Origin of the sequence: Paraburkholderia sp. J12 (assembly GCF_905220215.1) — a bacterium.
GTDB lineage: Bacteria > Pseudomonadota > Gammaproteobacteria > Burkholderiales > Burkholderiaceae > Paraburkholderia.
In genome coordinates this window covers 207,283-222,353 of record NZ_CAJMZC010000001.1, presented here as the reverse complement: position 1 = coordinate 222,353, position 15,071 = coordinate 207,283, and the positions used below count along the sequence as shown (strand labels likewise).

Sequence of the window (15,071 nt, the reverse complement as noted above, 5' to 3'; positions counted from 1 at the left end):
CAGCGAAACGCGCAGGGCGGCGCGCGATTGCTATGATCCAGCGATCGCGCCGCCAGAAATTGCTTGCCTCGTCGCTTCATGCTCACCACGCTCGCCATTGCCAACTACCGCTCGCTGCGCGAACTGATCGTGCCGCTCGGGCCGCTCAACGTCATCACCGGGCCCAACGGCAGCGGCAAATCGAACCTCTATCGCGCGCTGCGCCTGCTTGCGCTTACCGCGCGCGGTGGCGTGATCACGTCGCTCGCGCGCGAAGGCGGCCTGCAGTCGACGCTCTGGGCGGGCCCCGAGCGCTTCTCGCGCGCGGTGCTCGAGGGTGCGATGCCGGTGCAGGGAACGGTGCGCAAGGATGCCGTGAGTCTGCGCCTCGGCTTCGCCGGCGACGCGTTCGGCTACGCGATCGACCTCGGGCTGCCGCTGCCGTCTTCGACCTCGCAGTTTTCGCTCGACCCGGTGATCAAGCGCGAATGCATCTGGAGCGGGCCGCTGTTGCGGCCTTCGGCGCTGCTCGTCGACCGGCAGGGGCCGATGATCCGCATCCGCGGCGACGGCGCCGATTGGACGACGCTTGCGCAGCCCGTGGCGAGTTTCGACAGCATGATGACCGAGTTCGCCGACCCGCGCAGCGCGCCGGAGATGATCGCCGTGCGCGAGCAGATCCGTTCGTGGCGCTTCTACGACCATTTCCGCACCGACGAGCTTGCTCCCGCGCGCCAGGTGCAGATCGGCACGCATACGCCGGTGCTCGCCGACGACGGCGCGAACCTCGCCGCGGCGCTGCAGACCATCCGCGAGATCGGCGACGGCGCCGCGCTCGATACGGCCGTCGCCGACGCCTTTCCGGGCGCGCGCGTGGAGATCGTCAATCACGAAGGGCGCTTCGAGGTGGCCTTGCGCCAGGAAGGGCTGCTGCGGCCGCTGCGCGGCGCGGAGCTTTCGGACGGCACGCTGCGCTATCTGCTGCTCGCGGCGGCGCTCCTGAGCCCACGCCCGCCCGCGCTGCTCGTGCTCGACGAACCGGAAACGAGTTTGCATCCCGATCTGCTGCCGTCGCTCGCGCGGCTCATCGCGCGGGCGTCGCAGCATTCGCAGGTGCTCGTGGTCTCGCATGCGACGCGTCTCGTCGCGGCGCTGGAGCGCGAGGCGAAAAGCCAGTCGATCGTGCTCGAGCGCAAGCTGGGCGCCACCGCGCTCGCCGACGCCGACGCGCTGGACGTGCCGCCGTGGAAGTGGCCCGCGCGCTGAACGTGTGCTGACCACGTGCTGGCCGTATGCTGACTACAGGTCGTTCCAGATATAGGTCGTTCCGAAGCGTCTCGAATGGCCCGGCGCGACGGCGCGGGCATGCGAATTGCAAACCCAAGACTGTGCAAGCTTGTGCAGACGGGCCGTCATGACAGGACATGAGGGCCGTGCGACCCGTCTTCGCATTGCCTTACAATCAAGGCTGACATAGATCGGACGTCAAGGCGGGCGCAGCCCCCGAAGCGCACCCGCCCAGCTTCCCGGAGACTCCCATGAGAATTGCGCAGATCGCCCCGCTGACCGAGTCGGTACCGCCCAAGCTCTACGGCGGCACGGAACGCGCGGTGTCGTACATCACGGAAGCGCTGGTGGATCTCGGCCACGAGGTCACGCTGTTCGCGAGCGGCGACTCGGTCACGCGGGCAAAGCTCGAACCGGTGTGGCCGAGGGCGTTGCGGCTCGACCCCGCCATTCGCGACCGCATCGCGCCGCACATGCTGCTCATGGAGATGGTGCGCCGCCAGGCCGACCAGTTCGACGTGCTGCATTTCCATATGGACTACTACTCGTTCTCGGTGTTCAAGCGCCAGGACACGCCGTTCGTCACGACCCTGCACGGCCGTCTCGATCTGCCCGAGCAGCAGCCGGTCTTCGATACCTTCAACACGGCGCCCGTCATCTCCATTTCGAATGCGCAGCGCCAGCCCATGCCGCAGGCCAGATGGCTCAGCACGGTCTATCACGGCTTGCCCGAAGCGCTGTATACGCCGCAGCCCGTCGAGCCGCGCTATCTTGCATTCCTCGGCCGCATTTCGCCGGAAAAACGCGTGGATACGGCGATTCGCATCGCCCAGCGTTGCAGCTTGCCCATTCGCATTGCGGCCAAGGTGGACGAGGCCGACCGCGAGTATTTCGAGCGCGAGATCAAGCCGCTCTTCGCGCTGCCCGGCGTCGAATTCGTCGGCGAAATTTCGGATGCCCAGAAGGCCGAATTTCTCTCGGGCGCACATGCGCTGCTGTTTCCGATCGACTGGCCGGAGCCCTTCGGCCTCGTCATGATCGAGGCGATGGCGTGCGGCACGCCGGTGATCGCGTTCAATCGCGGTGCGGTGCCGGAAGTGGTGGACGAGGGGGTGACGGGCTTTATCGTCGAGGACGAAATCGGTGCCGTGGCCGCGGTGAACCGCCTCGCGCGCGTGCCGCGCGCCGGTGTGCGGCGCCGCTTCGAGGAGCGCTTCACGTCGCGCCGCATGGCGCAGCAATACGTGGAGGCGTATCAGAGCGTCATCCGCGCGAACAAGCGCTCGCGCTTCAAGGTGATCGACACGTCCACGAGCTGAGCTGAGCGCTCGCAAACGTGCCGCCTCAGGGCGGGGCCCGCTTACAGGTCGAGGCGCGTGATCTTGGTGCCGCCGAGCGAGAGATCGCCGATCAGGCCGCTGTTGGTGAGCACGAACACTTCCACGGGCTTGGTGGCCGTGGTCGTATCGATGCTGCCGTTCGCGCCGACCTTCACGAGCGCGACCGAAGCGTCGCCGCCCGCCGACCAGCCATTCGAATTGCGGAATGTGTCGAGCGCGTCCTGGGTCATGAAGAGATACACGACCGACTTGGACTGCACGCCGAGCGTGGCGCCCACCGAAGCCGAGGTGGTGCTGTAGTAGCCGACCGTGCTGCCGCCTACGCGCAGCGAGCCGTCGCCGTGCTCGCCGCCGACCACGATACCCGCCTGCACGACCGACGGGAACACGAGTATGCCGCGCGCCTTGCCGACCAGCTCACGCGAGCCTGGAACCGTCTGGAACAGGCGCGAGAGCGTGCCGTCCACGCCCGCGTCGATCGACTGGCGGCGCGAGTCGTTGGTGGCGGCGGTGGGTAGCTGATTGCCGGTGGTGGTACAACCCGCGAGTGCGGCGCTGGCGAGAGCAATGGCGACGGTGGCCTTCAGAATGAAGCCGTATTTTTGCATCTTCTTCTCCGTGTGGTGACCGGAAACGCGCCGCGAATGCCGGGGTTCCGGCGATGCGGGCTGAGGCGGTTATAGCATAGTTAAATCAGACGGTTGGTCGAACGCGCGCAGCGCCCGGCGCCCGGGCAGGCGGTGCCCGCGCGGGTCTCCCGGCACAGGTGTCGTCTTCAGTAGACCGGAATGTTGCGTTGCGGTATCAACGTTCCGGCACGGGTTTCGGCGCCGGCTTGGGCGCGGATTGCGCGGGCGGGCGCCGCAGCGCGCGTTTCACGCCGCCGAGCACGATGCCGATGGCAAGAAGCGTCAGCGCCGGGACGACCCAGTAACCCACGAACGCGTGCCAGAGATAGCCGAAGAGAGTGCTGCGGCGCATGGCGTATTCGTCGCGCGCCGCCTGCCAGCGTGCGGCATTCTGGCCCAGTACGTCGGCCGGGCAGCCCGCCGCGCGGGCCGCTTCGGGCGTGCCCTGGCAGCGCAATGGCGCGCCGGCGTCGCGTTCGGCGTCGGTGAAGGTCCACGTGGTCAGCGCCCGCTGGAGGTCTGCGCGGTTATAGGCCATCTCCTCCTGGATCTCGCGCACGGCGACGATCATCACCGGCACCAGCCAGAACACGATCACCAGCAGCCAGCGGCGAAACCAGCGGTTCTTGTGTCTCCATGCCATCTGCGCCTCCGTTCGATGCCATTGGCATCAACGTCAACCGGCAACCCGATGGCGTATGCGTTATGTCGTCTTGGGCGGGGCTGCCGTTGCAGCCATCATAGGAGAAAAACGCCGGGCCTGAAGGGTGCGGACCGTGAAGGCAGGGGAAAACGCGCAGCCCGGTAGAACCCCGCGGGCATGAAAAAAGCGCGCGGCAGGCTGAGCCGCCGCGCGCCTTGCGAGGGAGAACCGGTGTTTAGCTCTTCGTCGAAAGACACTGCTTCATGAAGGCCTTGCGGTCGTCGCCCTTCTTGTCAGCGGCCTGCGCGTTGCACGCCTTCATCCGTTCCTGCTGCGTCATGGCCGGTGCCGGAGCGCCCGACGCCGAAAGACACTGCTTCATGAAGGCCTTGCGGTCATCGCCTTTCTTGTCGGCGGCCTGCGCGTTGCACGCCTTCATCTTCTGCTGCTGGCTGTTCGGCGCCGCAGCCGGCGCGGCGGTCTGGGCAAACGCCGGTGCGGCCAGCACGCCGCCCAGCACGATTGCAGCAATAACGGATTGCATCTTCATCGGTGACTCCCATGGGATATCGACGTTGTTGGTGGTCGTGCGAGCGGGCCGCCCCTGTCCGGGCATTTCGCCCCGGCTGCCTGTCGTGGCCGCAGCCGCGACCATTATGGCAAAGCCTCCCTGAAAACGGGGCAGCAGTGGCCGCGGTTGACCGCGCGTGTTGCAGAATGTGTTAAATCGCTGCGTGGCCCGGGCCGTCCGGGTCCAGGCGGCAATGTTCAGGAGAACGCGATGCATTGGCTCTTGATGTACGAACTCGCCGAGGACTACCTCGAACGCCGCGCCGGGCACCGCGGCGCGCATCTCGCGCTCGCGTGGGCGGCGGTGGAGCGGGGCGAACTGCTGCTCGCGGGCGCTGTGGCCGATCCCGTCGATAGCGCGCTGCTGCTGTTCCAGGGCGACACGCCCGCCGCCGCCGAGGCGTTTGCCCGCGCGAATCCCTACGTTACGGCGGGGCTCGTGCGCAGCTGGCGCGTGCGGTCCTGGCAGACGGTGGTGGGAGAGGGCGCGGCGAACCCGGTGCGATGATTTGCGGCGCCGATTTATGGCACCGGCGTGGGGTATCGGCGTGCGGCGGCGGCGTGACAGTGCAGCGAAGCGGGTCTCAGCCGGCGCCGGGATGATCGGCCGCCTTGTCGAGCAACGCGCGCACTGTCTCGTCGCTCACCTGCTCGAAGTCGAAGTAGAACTGGCCAACGCTGTAGAAATGCTGGGGGGCGAGCACGCAGACGACCTCGTCCACGGCGCTGCCCAGCCGGGCGCGCGCGTCGACGGGCGCCACCGGCAATGCCGCGACGATGCGCGCAGGGCCGAGCGTGGCGAGTGCACGCGCCGCGGCCTTCAGCGACGCCCCCGTCGCCATGCCGTCGTCGATTACCAGCGTGACGCGGCCCGCTACCGGGACCGGAGCCCGCTCGCCGCGATACCGTATTTCGCGGCGCCCCAGTTCGATGCGCGCCGTGGCAATCGCACTTTGCAGCTGCCCGGCGCTCACGCCCGCTTCGCGTATCAGCGCTTCGTCCACGAACTGCGCGCCGTTCGAGGACAGCGCGCCCATGGCGAGTTCAGGCTGCCACGGCGTGCCGAGCTTGCACACCGGCAGTACGTCGAGCGGCACGTCGAGCGCCGTCGCCACCTCGAACGCAACCGGCACGCCCCCGCGCGGCAGCGCGAGCACGACCACGTCGCGCCGCCCGGCGTAGGCGGCGAGACGCCCGGCCAGCATGCGGCCTGCTTCGCGGCGATCGGTGAAGGGGCGCTCCACAACCGGCTCCCAGACGGAACGATCCAGTCAGTGTGCCACGCGGCACGGGGCCTCGCGTGCGAAAAAAAAGAGGGATGCCAACGATTCTTGCGGCGACGCGCTCGCGTGCGCCGTTATTTGCTAACGCGTATTCGTCGTTTGGTGCCGCGGCCTCGCGTGGTTACGATGGCAGGGCTGATCGCAGAGGTCACTGCCGACACTGCCGACAGCCGCCGACAATTTGCCACTGCCTGCCGACGAGGTCCAGCCATGTCCGAATCCGCCTGTTTCAAGCCGCGCGTCGTCGAACCGGTCGCCATCGACCGTCCCGATGGATTGGGGCTCGCGATCGAGTTATGGCTGTCGAGGCCGGTGGACGGCATTGCCGGTCAGGCGGTGCGCATTCACCTGCGCCGCGGCGCGCGCATGGAAGAGGCCGAAGCGCTGCGCGACCTGCTGCATGCCGTGGGCACGGATATCGTCGTGACCTGAGGTCTGAGCTCCGGGACCGCGCGATGGTCCGCGGGCGCTGACCGGCCGGTCCTGGTTCAATCGAGTTCGGTGGCGAAGAGGGCGTCGAGCAGGTTCGACGACGACGTGTCCGCGAGCCGCGTGAGCGATTCCACCATGCGTACCTGACAATCCGCGAGCGGGATCATGCGGATGCGGCGCGACTCGCCGAATTCGGCATACGCGATCACACCGACGCCCACGCCCTGCGCGATGGCCGTCTGCAGCGCCTCGCGGCCGTCCACGTAGAGCACGGGCTGCACCTGCAGGCCTTTTCTCACGAGCTCCGCTTCCAGCAGTTGCTGCGTGACCGACTGCGCTTCGCGGAACACCATCGGCTCGCGCACCAGCTCCTCGTAGGTCATCCGGCGCTTTTTCGCGGCGGGGCTGTCGGCGGGCACCACCGCGACGAGCGGCTCCTCGCGCAGCACGCGCGTCTGCAGTCGGCTATGCACCTGACGCGCCGCCGTGATCGCCGCGTCCACCTCGCTCGACAGCACGCGGCGCATGCACTCGGTCGCGTTCGCGATCGAGAGCTTCACCACCACCCCAGGATAGCGGCGCCGGAACATGCCGACCAGCTTGATGGCGAGGTCGGGCGCGTCGGCGATCAGCGAAAGCTCGCCCGATTCCAGCGCGCCCGCTGCTTCCAGTAGCCGCCGGGCGTCGCGCTCGCAGCTCACCATCTGCCGCGTGACGGCAAAGAGCCGCCGCCCGAGCTCGGTCAGCTCCACCCCGCGCGGCGCGCGCTCGAAGAGCTTGACCCCGAAATCCTGCTCGAGGCGCTTCACGTGATCCGAGACGGCGGGCTGCGTGAGCGAGAGCGCCTGGGCGGCGCGCGAGAAACCGCCGTGCTCGGCGACGGCGTGAAAAGCGCGTAACTGGGCGTACTGCATGGCGATCCGGCTCCGATAAGTTGAACTTATATCGACATCGATTATATCGATTTTACCGATGCACCGCCGTGGGGTACCGTGTCGGCATTCGATGCTGAACGCCGACTGGAGTCGCCGCATGACCACCCCCGCCGAACCGTACCTGCTGACCCCCGGACCGCTCACCACGGCCGCCTCCACCAAGGAAGCGATGCTGCGCGACTGGGGTTCGTGGGACGGCGATTTCCGCGCCATGACCGCGCAGCTGCGCCGCGGCCTGCTGGCGATCGCCGGCGACACCGAGGGCAACTACGACTGCGTGCCGCTGCAAGGCAGCGGCAGCTACTGCGTGGAAGCGATGCTCGGCAGCTTCGTGCCGCGCGACGGCCACGTTCTGGTGCTGGCCAACGGCGCCTACGGCAAGCGCATCGCCACGACGCTGCGCTACCTGGGCCGCCGCCACACCGTGCACGACACCGGCGACTATCTGCCGCCGCGCGCCGCCGACATCGAGCGCATCCTGGCCGCCCACGCCGACATCACGCACGTCGTGGTGGTCCACTGCGAGACCAGTTCCGGCATTCTGAATCCGATCGAAGAGATCGCGGCCGTGACGGCGCGTCTCGGCCGACGCCTTCTGATCGACTCGATGAGCGCATTCGGCGCCGTGCCGCTCGACGTGCGCAAGCTGCCGTGCGACGCGTTCGTTTCGTCGGCCAACAAGTGCATCGAAGGCGTGCCGGGCTTCGGCTTCGTGATCGCGAAAAAAGAGGTGCTGCGCGCGGCGAAGGGCAACAGCCATTCGCTCTCGCTCGACGTGCACGATCAATGGGACGTGATGAACCGCACGGGCCAGTGGCGCTTCACGCCGCCCACGCACACGGTGGCCGCGTTCATCGAAGCGCTGCGCCTGCATACGCTCGAAGGCGGCCAGCCGGGGCGGCTCGCGCGCTATGCCCGCAATCGCGACGTGCTGGTGGCCGGCATGCGCTCGCTCGGTTTCGAGCCGCTGCTCACCGAGGTTTGGCGCTCTCCCATCATCGTGACGTTCTTCTCGCCGGCCGACCCGGCCTTCAGTTTCGAGCGCTTTTACGAACTCATGAAATCTCAGGGCTTCATCATCTACCCGGGCAAACTGACCACGGTCGAGAGCTTCCGCATCGGCTGCATCGGGGCCCTCGACGAAACGGTGATGCAGCGCGTGGTGCAAGCGTGCGGCACGGCGCTGCGCACCCTGGGCGTGGCGAGCGGCGCGCCCGAAGCGACCTCGCTCGACGCGCGCGAAGCGCTCGCGGCTTGAAGCACGACAACGGCGCGGCAAAAAGCACGACGACAGCGCGGCAAAAGCGCGGCAAAAGCGCGAATCTCAGGCAAGAACCTCTCTACGCAGAACTTTCGCAGGACATACGGCAATGAAACACGTTAAGGCAGTGATCTTCGACTGGGCCGGAACCGTGGTGGACTACGGTTCGCGTGCGCCGATGGGCGCCTTTGTCGAGACCTTCGACGAGTTCGGCGTGCCGATCTCGATCGACGAGGCGCGCGGCCCGATGGGCATGGCCAAGCGCCCGCACATCGCGGCGCTGATGGCGCTGCCGCGCGTCGCGAAGGCATGGGAAGCGCGCTACGGCCACGTGCCGGGCGACGCCGACATCGACGCCGTGTACGACGTCTTCGTGCCGAAGAACGTCGCGGTCGCCGCGCAGTACAGCGACGTGATTCCGGGCGTGGCCGCCGTGACCGCCGCGCTGCGCGCCGACGGCGTGCGCATCGGCTCGACCACGGGCTACACGCGCGAGATCATCGAGCAGATCGTGCCGGGCGCCGCGGCCCAGGGCTTCGAGGCGGACAGCATCGTGTGCACCGGCGACACGCCCGAAGGCCGGCCGTCGCCGTACATGATCTATCGCACGCTGCCGCAGCTCGGCGTGTGGCGCGCGCGTGATGCGATCAAGGTCGACGACACCGAAGTCGGCATCGAAGAAGGCCTGAACGGCGGCACGTGGGCCGTGGGCGTGGCCGTGAGCGGCAACGCGTTCGGCATGACGGAAGAAGAAGTGCATGCGCTGACGCTGGACGAATATACGCGCCGCCGCGAAGCGGCCGTGGAGCGCCTGCGTGCCGCGGGCGCTCACTACGTGATCGACAGCGTGGCCGATCTGTTGCCCGTGGTGAGCGAGATCGAAAACCGGCTCGCGCGCGGCGAGCGTCCGTAAGCAGGGCGGCGTTATACGCGCAATGGAGTCGTAGCTTGACGGCGCGCCTTCGCGGTTCACGCGAGGCGCGCTTTCTCTTTTTGTGCGGCCCGGAGTGGCAGCCCGAAGTGCAGCCCGAATGCCGGTGCATGCGCATCGGCGTGTTGCGTGCGGTGCGCTGAGGTACCATGAGCGGCCCGATCGCCACCTCGCGACCTCACCGCATGATGAAGACGTTCCTGCTGTTCGTGGCCACGGCGCTGGCCGAAATCGTCGGCTGTTATTTGCCGTACCGCTGGCTGCGCGAAGGCGCGAGCGTGTGGTGGCTCGTTCCCGCAGCCTGTTCGCTCGCAGTGTTCGCATGGCTGCTCACGCTGCATCCGAGCGCGGCAGGGCGCACCTACGCGGCCTACGGCGGCGTTTATGTGTGCGTGGCGCTACTCTGGCTCTGGGCCGTGGAGGCGGTGCGGCCCAGCGCATGGGACTGGGCCGGGATGGCTTTCACGCTGGCCGGCATGGCGCTGATCGCCTTCCAGCCGCGTTAGCCGCAAAGGCAGCGATCGAGGTGCCGCTCAAGCCGCCGTATTGACGTTGGGGAATTTCGCGCAGAACGCTGCGGGCATCGGCACGACTTTTTTGGACTCGTAGTCGAAGAACACGAAGCCGGATTTGGCCATGGCGATCAGGGCGCCGTCGGCGGGGCGCGTGATGCGGAAAATGATGTCGCCGCCGTATTTGTTGAAGTCCATGATGCCGACTTCGAAGGTAAGCTGGTCGCGCGCATAGGCCTCGGCGCGGTAAGTCGTGGCGAGGTCCGTGACGATGATGCTCGTATGGGCCTCTTTCATGTCCTCGACGCCGGCGTCGAACAGAAAGCGCGCACGCGCCTCCGAAATCATCGAGATCATCGAATCGTTGGCGAGGTGATTGGCCCCGTTGATGTCGGTGACGCGCACCGTGAGATGCGTGGAGTAGTAATACTGGTCAAAAACTTTGCTAATTTGTATTATGTAAAATAAAGGAACACAAGCAACCTTAGCTGTGAATGGTTAATCGTCAGGCACACTCCGCCTCTCGTATCTGCCGTATCAAAGTAGTTCGTACATTGCCTGTCTTGATGTAACGCACCATCGGACCATATCGCGCAACAGGACCGCTCGGCCCGGATGTAGCGCGACCGGGCACGGACGGCACTCTGCCGTCTTCGACCTGGAGGCATCGCCTGTACGTCCATCTTGTCCTCACATCGAGGCTTGCAGGCCCGAATTGGCTTGAGTAAGATGACATCGTCAAGTTTAGTTCGCAATAACTCCGGCGCGGTAGTAAAACACGCCTGAATGTTGACACTGTCTGCAGGAACCACTACATGACCCAATCGAATCAAGGCCCCTTGGCGGGCGTACGAATACTCGACCTGACTTCGGTCGTGCTGGGTCCACTAGCGACATTGACGCTAGCGGAGCTCGGTGCCGACGTCATCAAGATCGAGGCCCCCGAGGGCGACAATGCCCGCAACGCTGGCGTCACGAAGCACGCGGGCATGGGACACGTTTTCCTGCACAACAATCGTGGCAAGAAAAGCGTGGTGCTGGACCTCAAGCATCCCCAGGGGCGCGACGCGCTGCTACGTCTCGCGGCCAATGCCGATGTCCTGATTACCAATGTGCGGGCTGCGGCCATGAAACGCCTTTCGCTCGACTATGCCGCACTCGCCGAGGTCAACAAGCGGATCATCTACGTCAGTGCCTCGGGCTACGATAGCCGTGGTCCCTATGCGGACCTGCCCGCCTACGACGAACTGATTCAGGGCGCAACGGGCATTCCCTGGTTGATGCAGCAGTATGGTGCGACCGAGCCAAGCTATACGCCCATTACGCTGGTCGATCGCCTCACGGCCTATCACGTCGTCTACGCGGTCAACGGGGCACTGTTCGCTCGTGAGAAAACCGGGCTCGGGCAACAAGTCGAAGTGTCGATGTTCGAAAGTGCGGCGCACTTCATCCTCGCCGATCACATGGCAGGACGTACGTTCGAGCCTGAGCAGGGGCCGGTAGGATACGACCGCCTCCTCTATCGGCGCCCTTTCCGAACGTCGGACGGCTATTTGTGCGTTCTCATTTACAACGACAGGCATTGGCGCGAATTCTTCCGCCTGGTCGGCCATCCTGAGCAATTCGAGCAGGATCCGCGCTTCTCGAGTCAGCAAGCCCGTTCGCGCAACATCCGTGAGGTGTACGGATGGATTGCCGGCATCATGCCTACGCGAACCACCACCGAGTGGCAGGCGTTGCTCGACGAAGCCGGCATCCCCCATCAAACCGTTCGTTCGCTCGATGATCTCCTGGTGGATCCTCATCTGCGCGCCACCGGCTTCATCAGTGAGGAAGAGCACCCGACCGAAGGCCGGATGCTCTCACTCGGTATGCCCACGACCTGGTCGGGTACGCCTCCGGGCAAAACCGCTCCCGCGCCGCGACTCGGCGAACACAGTGCGGAGGTGCTGCGCGAGGCGGGATACAGCGATGCAGACATCGAGGATCTCGATCGACTCGGCGTTACACGTATTGCTCGACAACCCTGATTGCGTCATGCCAGAGAAAAGCTCCCAAAGCTGGATGCCGGCTTTGGGGCTTGGGCGATGACCTGCTTGATGGGTTAGTGAAATTCCCCCTCACGACCTTCGCACTCACCAAGTTCGACCCCACCGCGCACCCTCCTTCGCGTTTCCTTCACTTATAGCGCCACGGCCTGTACCGGCTTCAGCATGACGCCCGAAGCTGCTGCGGGGGTTTCACCGCTTCGGCGTTATCTGGCGCGGCTTACCTGTTGCGTGAACCAGTATCCCCAAGTAACATGACGATGTAAAGTTTGACGGTTGAGGTTCGCTACGATGCCTACATTGGCATCGCAGCGAAGTGGATACATACGAATAGCGGCGCACAAGCACCGAAGACATGGCCCGTTTAGGGCGAAGGAGATAGCAGATGTTTCAAAGCGATTTGTTGAAGGGAAAGCGGATCCTCGTGACCGGTGGCGGCTCGGGGTTGGGCAAGAAAATCAGCGCCAAATACCTGCAGCTCGGCGCAGATGTCTACATCTGCGGACGACGCGAATCGGTCCTGGCCGAGACCGCCAATGAGCTGATGAGTCAATACGGCGGGACCGTCAAGTATCACGACATCGACATTCGCAGTGCGCAAGCCGTGGACGATATGGTGGAAGCCATCTGGCAAGACGGCCCGCTGACCGGTCTCGTCAACAACGCCGCCGGGAACTTCGTCAGCCGGACCGAGGATCTCTCGTCGCGAGGATTCGATGCCATTGCGAACATCGTCCTGCACGGCACGTTCTACGTGACCCAGTCGGTCGGCAAGCGCTGGATCAGCGGTGGTCATCGCGGCAGTGTCGTGTCCATTCTCGTGACGTGGGTCTTCAACGGTGGACCGTTCGTCGTGCCGTCCTCGATGTCCAAGGCCGGCGTCAATGTGATGACCCGGTCGCTTGCCGTCGAATGGGGACGTTATGGCATTCGCCTGAACGCCATCGCTCCGGGCGTTTTCCCGACCGACGGCATGAGCAAGCGCCTTTACCCGGGCCGCCCCGACGCTGGCCGTACCGAAGGCAGCAGCCCGATGGGTCGTGCCGGTGAAATGCACGAACTCCAGAATCTCGCGACGTTCCTGATGGCGGACGGCTGCGAATGGCTGACGGGGCAGACGTTGACGATCGACGGCGCAAACAGTCTCGCCACCGGCGGCAACTTCTATCACTTCAAAGACTGGACCGACGAAGACTGGGCCCAGGCACGCGATTCGATCCGCGAACTCAACGATCGCGACCGCGCCGCACGCACGGCCTGATCTTCGGTCATCTGTGCCGCCTTGCCGTTCCCCAACCTGGCGGAACGGCAAGGCGCAGAGCAGCGCCCTTCCCCTTACTGCGCGACCTTTCCGAGCGGGATCACGCGCAAACCATCCCGGCTACTGAACAGTTGCTCGACGTCCCTCGCCCGGCGTTCAATCACGGCACGCTGGTTCAGATTGCCCTTGTCCGTCACCTCGCCGGCCTGCATCGAAGGGGGATCGGTCAGTAACCCTAACTGTTCAACCCGCATCGACGCACCGGTCTGACCGGCATTGACGGCTTCCAGTCGACGTGCGAGCTCAGCGAGCACCGTTGCATTCCGGCACAAGGCTTCCATCTCGACATCGGCCGACGAACCCAGAAACTTGCGGCATCCAGCGAGGTCAAGCCACGCCATTGCACCGATGGTGTTCTCGCCGTCGTGCGCGATAACCGCTTCCTTGAGCAGCGGACCGCACGCATCGAGAACACGCGCACGCAGTGCCGCGGTTCGTACCCAGGTACCATTCGCCAACTTGAAGTCCTCTGCGAATCGACCGGCGAATCGCAAACCCGCCGCAGGCCGCTCCGGGTCCACAAAGCGAACGGCATCGCCCAGGAGATAAAACCCCTCTTCGTCAAATGCCTGCTTCGTCTGCTCAGGCGCGTCCAGATATTCCCGAAGGATGTTATCGCCGCGAATACGCATCTCATACCGGCCGGGCGTGTTCTTGTCCTCGACCAGTTTCAATTCGACGCCCGGCAGCGGCAGGCCAATGCAGCCGACGTCGTCCACCCCCCAGTACTGCGTCACCGCGGGGCCTGCCGTCTCGGTCGCACCGAATGCGGATGTGAGAATGACGCGCGCGCCCGTGATCGTGACTGCGATTTTCTGAAAGCGATCGTAGAGTTCTCGCGACAGCACCGCGCCGCCGTAGTAGACATACGCCAGCCGCGAAAAGAAGTGTCGGGCAAACGCTTCATCGCGCTCCAGCTCGGCAATGAGCATCGCGAGTCCGGCCGGCACATTGAAGTAACTGGATGGCGCCACATCGAGCAGGTTCGCACGTGTCGCGTCGAACCGGCCCGGTAGCGGGCGCCCTTCGTCGATATAGAGGGTTGCGCCATACCGTAGCACGCGGCTCAATACGATGTTGCCGCCCATGACGTGATGCCACGGCAGCCATTCCAGATAGGCCGGCTGCGTCTGCGAAGGCTGCTCGAAGACATGAGCCGTCATTTCCTGGGCGGCGACCATCATGCCTCGCGTGATCACAACGGCTTTCGGAATACCCGTAGATCCCGACGTAAACATATACTTCGCCGGCATATCGGGGGTGAGCGCAGCATGCTTCGCGGCGAGATCCGGATCCGGTGTCTGTTTCGCCCAGTCGGCGAACTGGACCATGCCGGGCCGGGCCTTCCTGACGGCCACCGTTCGTTCAGGCGGCACGTCAAGAGCCGCCAGAGCGCCGAATAACCGTTCGGCATCCTGCACAAAAACGATGTAGGGTTTGACAAGACTCACTGCGTTGCGCAAACGGCCGTAGTCGCCGCCCATCAGCGCGAAATTCGGCGAGATGGGCGCCACGGGCACGCCCGCGTAAAGCGCGCCCCACGTCAACAAAGCCTGTTCTGTCGAGTTTTCAGACAGGATCGCAACCGGGCGTTCCCGCGACGCGCCCGCCCAAAGCAATGACGTGGCGATCGACTGAACGGCTTCCCATACCTGCATGCAAGTCATGGTCTGCCACGCACCGGACCCGTCACGTTCGACGAGCATCGGTGCATGCGGACGCTTTTCGATCCAGTGCGCAAGCCAGTCGACGGTACAGGCGGGACGCCCGGTTAAAGTATGACCCGAGCGCAACAGCAGGACGCCAGGCTCGCGCCTTTCGACGATGACGGAGGGTTCGCGAAAGCCGGCGTCCCGGAACGGAAGGTCGGCAAAATGAGTGTGCTCAGAAGACATAGACG

General features: G+C 65.2%; 16 protein-coding genes. 9 read left to right on the top strand and 7 right to left on the bottom strand.

The features are described 5' to 3' along the window. Positions 1-78 precede the first annotated feature (78 nt). Both U5760_RS01025 and U5760_RS01020 read left to right on the top strand, forming a co-directional pair. Positions 79-1,245 (top strand): AAA family ATPase, encoded by a 1,167-nt coding sequence (locus tag U5760_RS01025; RefSeq protein WP_322008989.1) that lies wholly within the window; start codon positions 79-81, stop codon positions 1,243-1,245. 272 nt (positions 1,246-1,517) lie between these two features. Beyond that, positions 1,518-2,585 carry a glycosyltransferase family 4 protein gene (locus U5760_RS01020; RefSeq protein WP_322008987.1) on the top strand — a complete coding sequence of 356 codons (1,068 nt, stop codon included), beginning with the start codon at positions 1,518-1,520 and terminating at the stop codon, positions 2,583-2,585. A 41-nt stretch (positions 2,586-2,626) separates the two neighbouring features. Here U5760_RS01020 and U5760_RS01015 read toward each other — a convergent pair whose 3' ends face one another. From U5760_RS01015 to U5760_RS01005, 3 genes are all read right to left on the bottom strand, one after another. Continuing rightward, positions 2,627-3,214 (bottom strand): YSC84-related protein, encoded by a 588-nt coding sequence (locus tag U5760_RS01015; RefSeq protein WP_322008986.1) that lies wholly within the window; start codon positions 3,212-3,214, stop codon positions 2,627-2,629. Between the two features lie 196 nt (positions 3,215-3,410). Then, positions 3,411-3,878, bottom strand: a complete 468-nt coding sequence (locus tag U5760_RS01010; protein ID WP_322008985.1) for a hypothetical protein — start codon at positions 3,876-3,878, stop codon at positions 3,411-3,413. 235 nt (positions 3,879-4,113) lie between these two features. Then, positions 4,114-4,428 carry a PsiF family protein gene (locus tag U5760_RS01005; RefSeq protein ID WP_322008984.1) on the bottom strand — a complete coding sequence of 105 codons (315 nt, stop codon included), beginning with the start codon at positions 4,426-4,428 and terminating at the stop codon, positions 4,114-4,116. 231 nt (positions 4,429-4,659) lie between these two features. Here U5760_RS01005 and U5760_RS01000 point away from each other — a divergent pair, with 231 nt between their 5' ends. Continuing rightward, positions 4,660-4,956, top strand: a complete 297-nt coding sequence (locus tag U5760_RS01000; RefSeq protein ID WP_322008982.1) for a YciI-like protein — start codon at positions 4,660-4,662, stop codon at positions 4,954-4,956. A gap of 76 nt (positions 4,957-5,032) precedes the next feature. On the opposite strand, the gene U5760_RS00995 is transcribed toward U5760_RS01000, so the two are convergent. Next, on the bottom strand, positions 5,033-5,692 hold the full coding sequence (locus U5760_RS00995; protein WP_322008980.1) for a phosphoribosyltransferase: 660 nt from the start codon (positions 5,690-5,692) through the stop codon (positions 5,033-5,035). A 249-nt stretch (positions 5,693-5,941) separates the two neighbouring features. Between U5760_RS00995 and U5760_RS00990 the strand changes: the two genes are divergently transcribed. Then, entirely contained in the window at positions 5,942-6,163 is a 222-nt protein-coding gene (locus U5760_RS00990) for a hypothetical protein (protein WP_322008978.1), read from the top strand. A gap of 56 nt (positions 6,164-6,219) precedes the next feature. On the opposite strand, the gene U5760_RS00985 is transcribed toward U5760_RS00990, so the two are convergent. Then, the gene (locus U5760_RS00985) at positions 6,220-7,077 is read right to left on the bottom strand and encodes a LysR substrate-binding domain-containing protein (RefSeq protein ID WP_322008976.1); all 858 of its coding nucleotides are present in this window, start codon (positions 7,075-7,077) and stop codon (positions 6,220-6,222) included. Between the two features lie 118 nt (positions 7,078-7,195). Between U5760_RS00985 and U5760_RS00980 the strand changes: the two genes are divergently transcribed. From U5760_RS00980 to U5760_RS00970, 3 genes are all read left to right on the top strand, one after another. Beyond that, positions 7,196-8,356, top strand: coding sequence for a 2-aminoethylphosphonate--pyruvate transaminase (locus U5760_RS00980; RefSeq protein WP_322008975.1), 1,161 nt, complete (start codon positions 7,196-7,198; stop codon positions 8,354-8,356). A gap of 112 nt (positions 8,357-8,468) precedes the next feature. Next, positions 8,469-9,272, top strand: coding sequence for a phosphonoacetaldehyde hydrolase (gene phnX / locus U5760_RS00975; protein ID WP_322008974.1), 804 nt, complete (start codon positions 8,469-8,471; stop codon positions 9,270-9,272). Positions 9,273-9,478: 206 nt separating this feature from the next. Then, on the top strand, positions 9,479-9,796 hold the full coding sequence (locus tag U5760_RS00970) for a YnfA family protein (protein WP_322009978.1): 318 nt from the start codon (positions 9,479-9,481) through the stop codon (positions 9,794-9,796). A 27-nt stretch (positions 9,797-9,823) separates the two neighbouring features. On the opposite strand, the gene U5760_RS00965 is transcribed toward U5760_RS00970, so the two are convergent. Continuing rightward, entirely contained in the window at positions 9,824-10,261 is a 438-nt protein-coding gene (locus U5760_RS00965; RefSeq protein WP_322009976.1) for a thioesterase family protein, read from the bottom strand. Between the two features lie 356 nt (positions 10,262-10,617). Here U5760_RS00965 and U5760_RS00960 point away from each other — a divergent pair, with 356 nt between their 5' ends. Continuing rightward, positions 10,618-11,832, top strand: a complete 1,215-nt coding sequence (locus U5760_RS00960) for a CoA transferase (RefSeq protein WP_322008972.1) — start codon at positions 10,618-10,620, stop codon at positions 11,830-11,832. 403 nt (positions 11,833-12,235) lie between these two features. Next, complete coding sequence (locus U5760_RS00955; RefSeq protein ID WP_322008971.1) at positions 12,236-13,111, top strand: SDR family oxidoreductase; 876 nt, start codon at positions 12,236-12,238, stop codon at positions 13,109-13,111. Between the two features lie 74 nt (positions 13,112-13,185). Here U5760_RS00955 and U5760_RS00950 read toward each other — a convergent pair whose 3' ends face one another. Further along, positions 13,186-15,066, bottom strand: a complete 1,881-nt coding sequence (locus U5760_RS00950; RefSeq protein WP_322008969.1) for an AMP-binding protein — start codon at positions 15,064-15,066, stop codon at positions 13,186-13,188. Between the last annotated feature and the right edge of the window lie 5 nt (positions 15,067-15,071).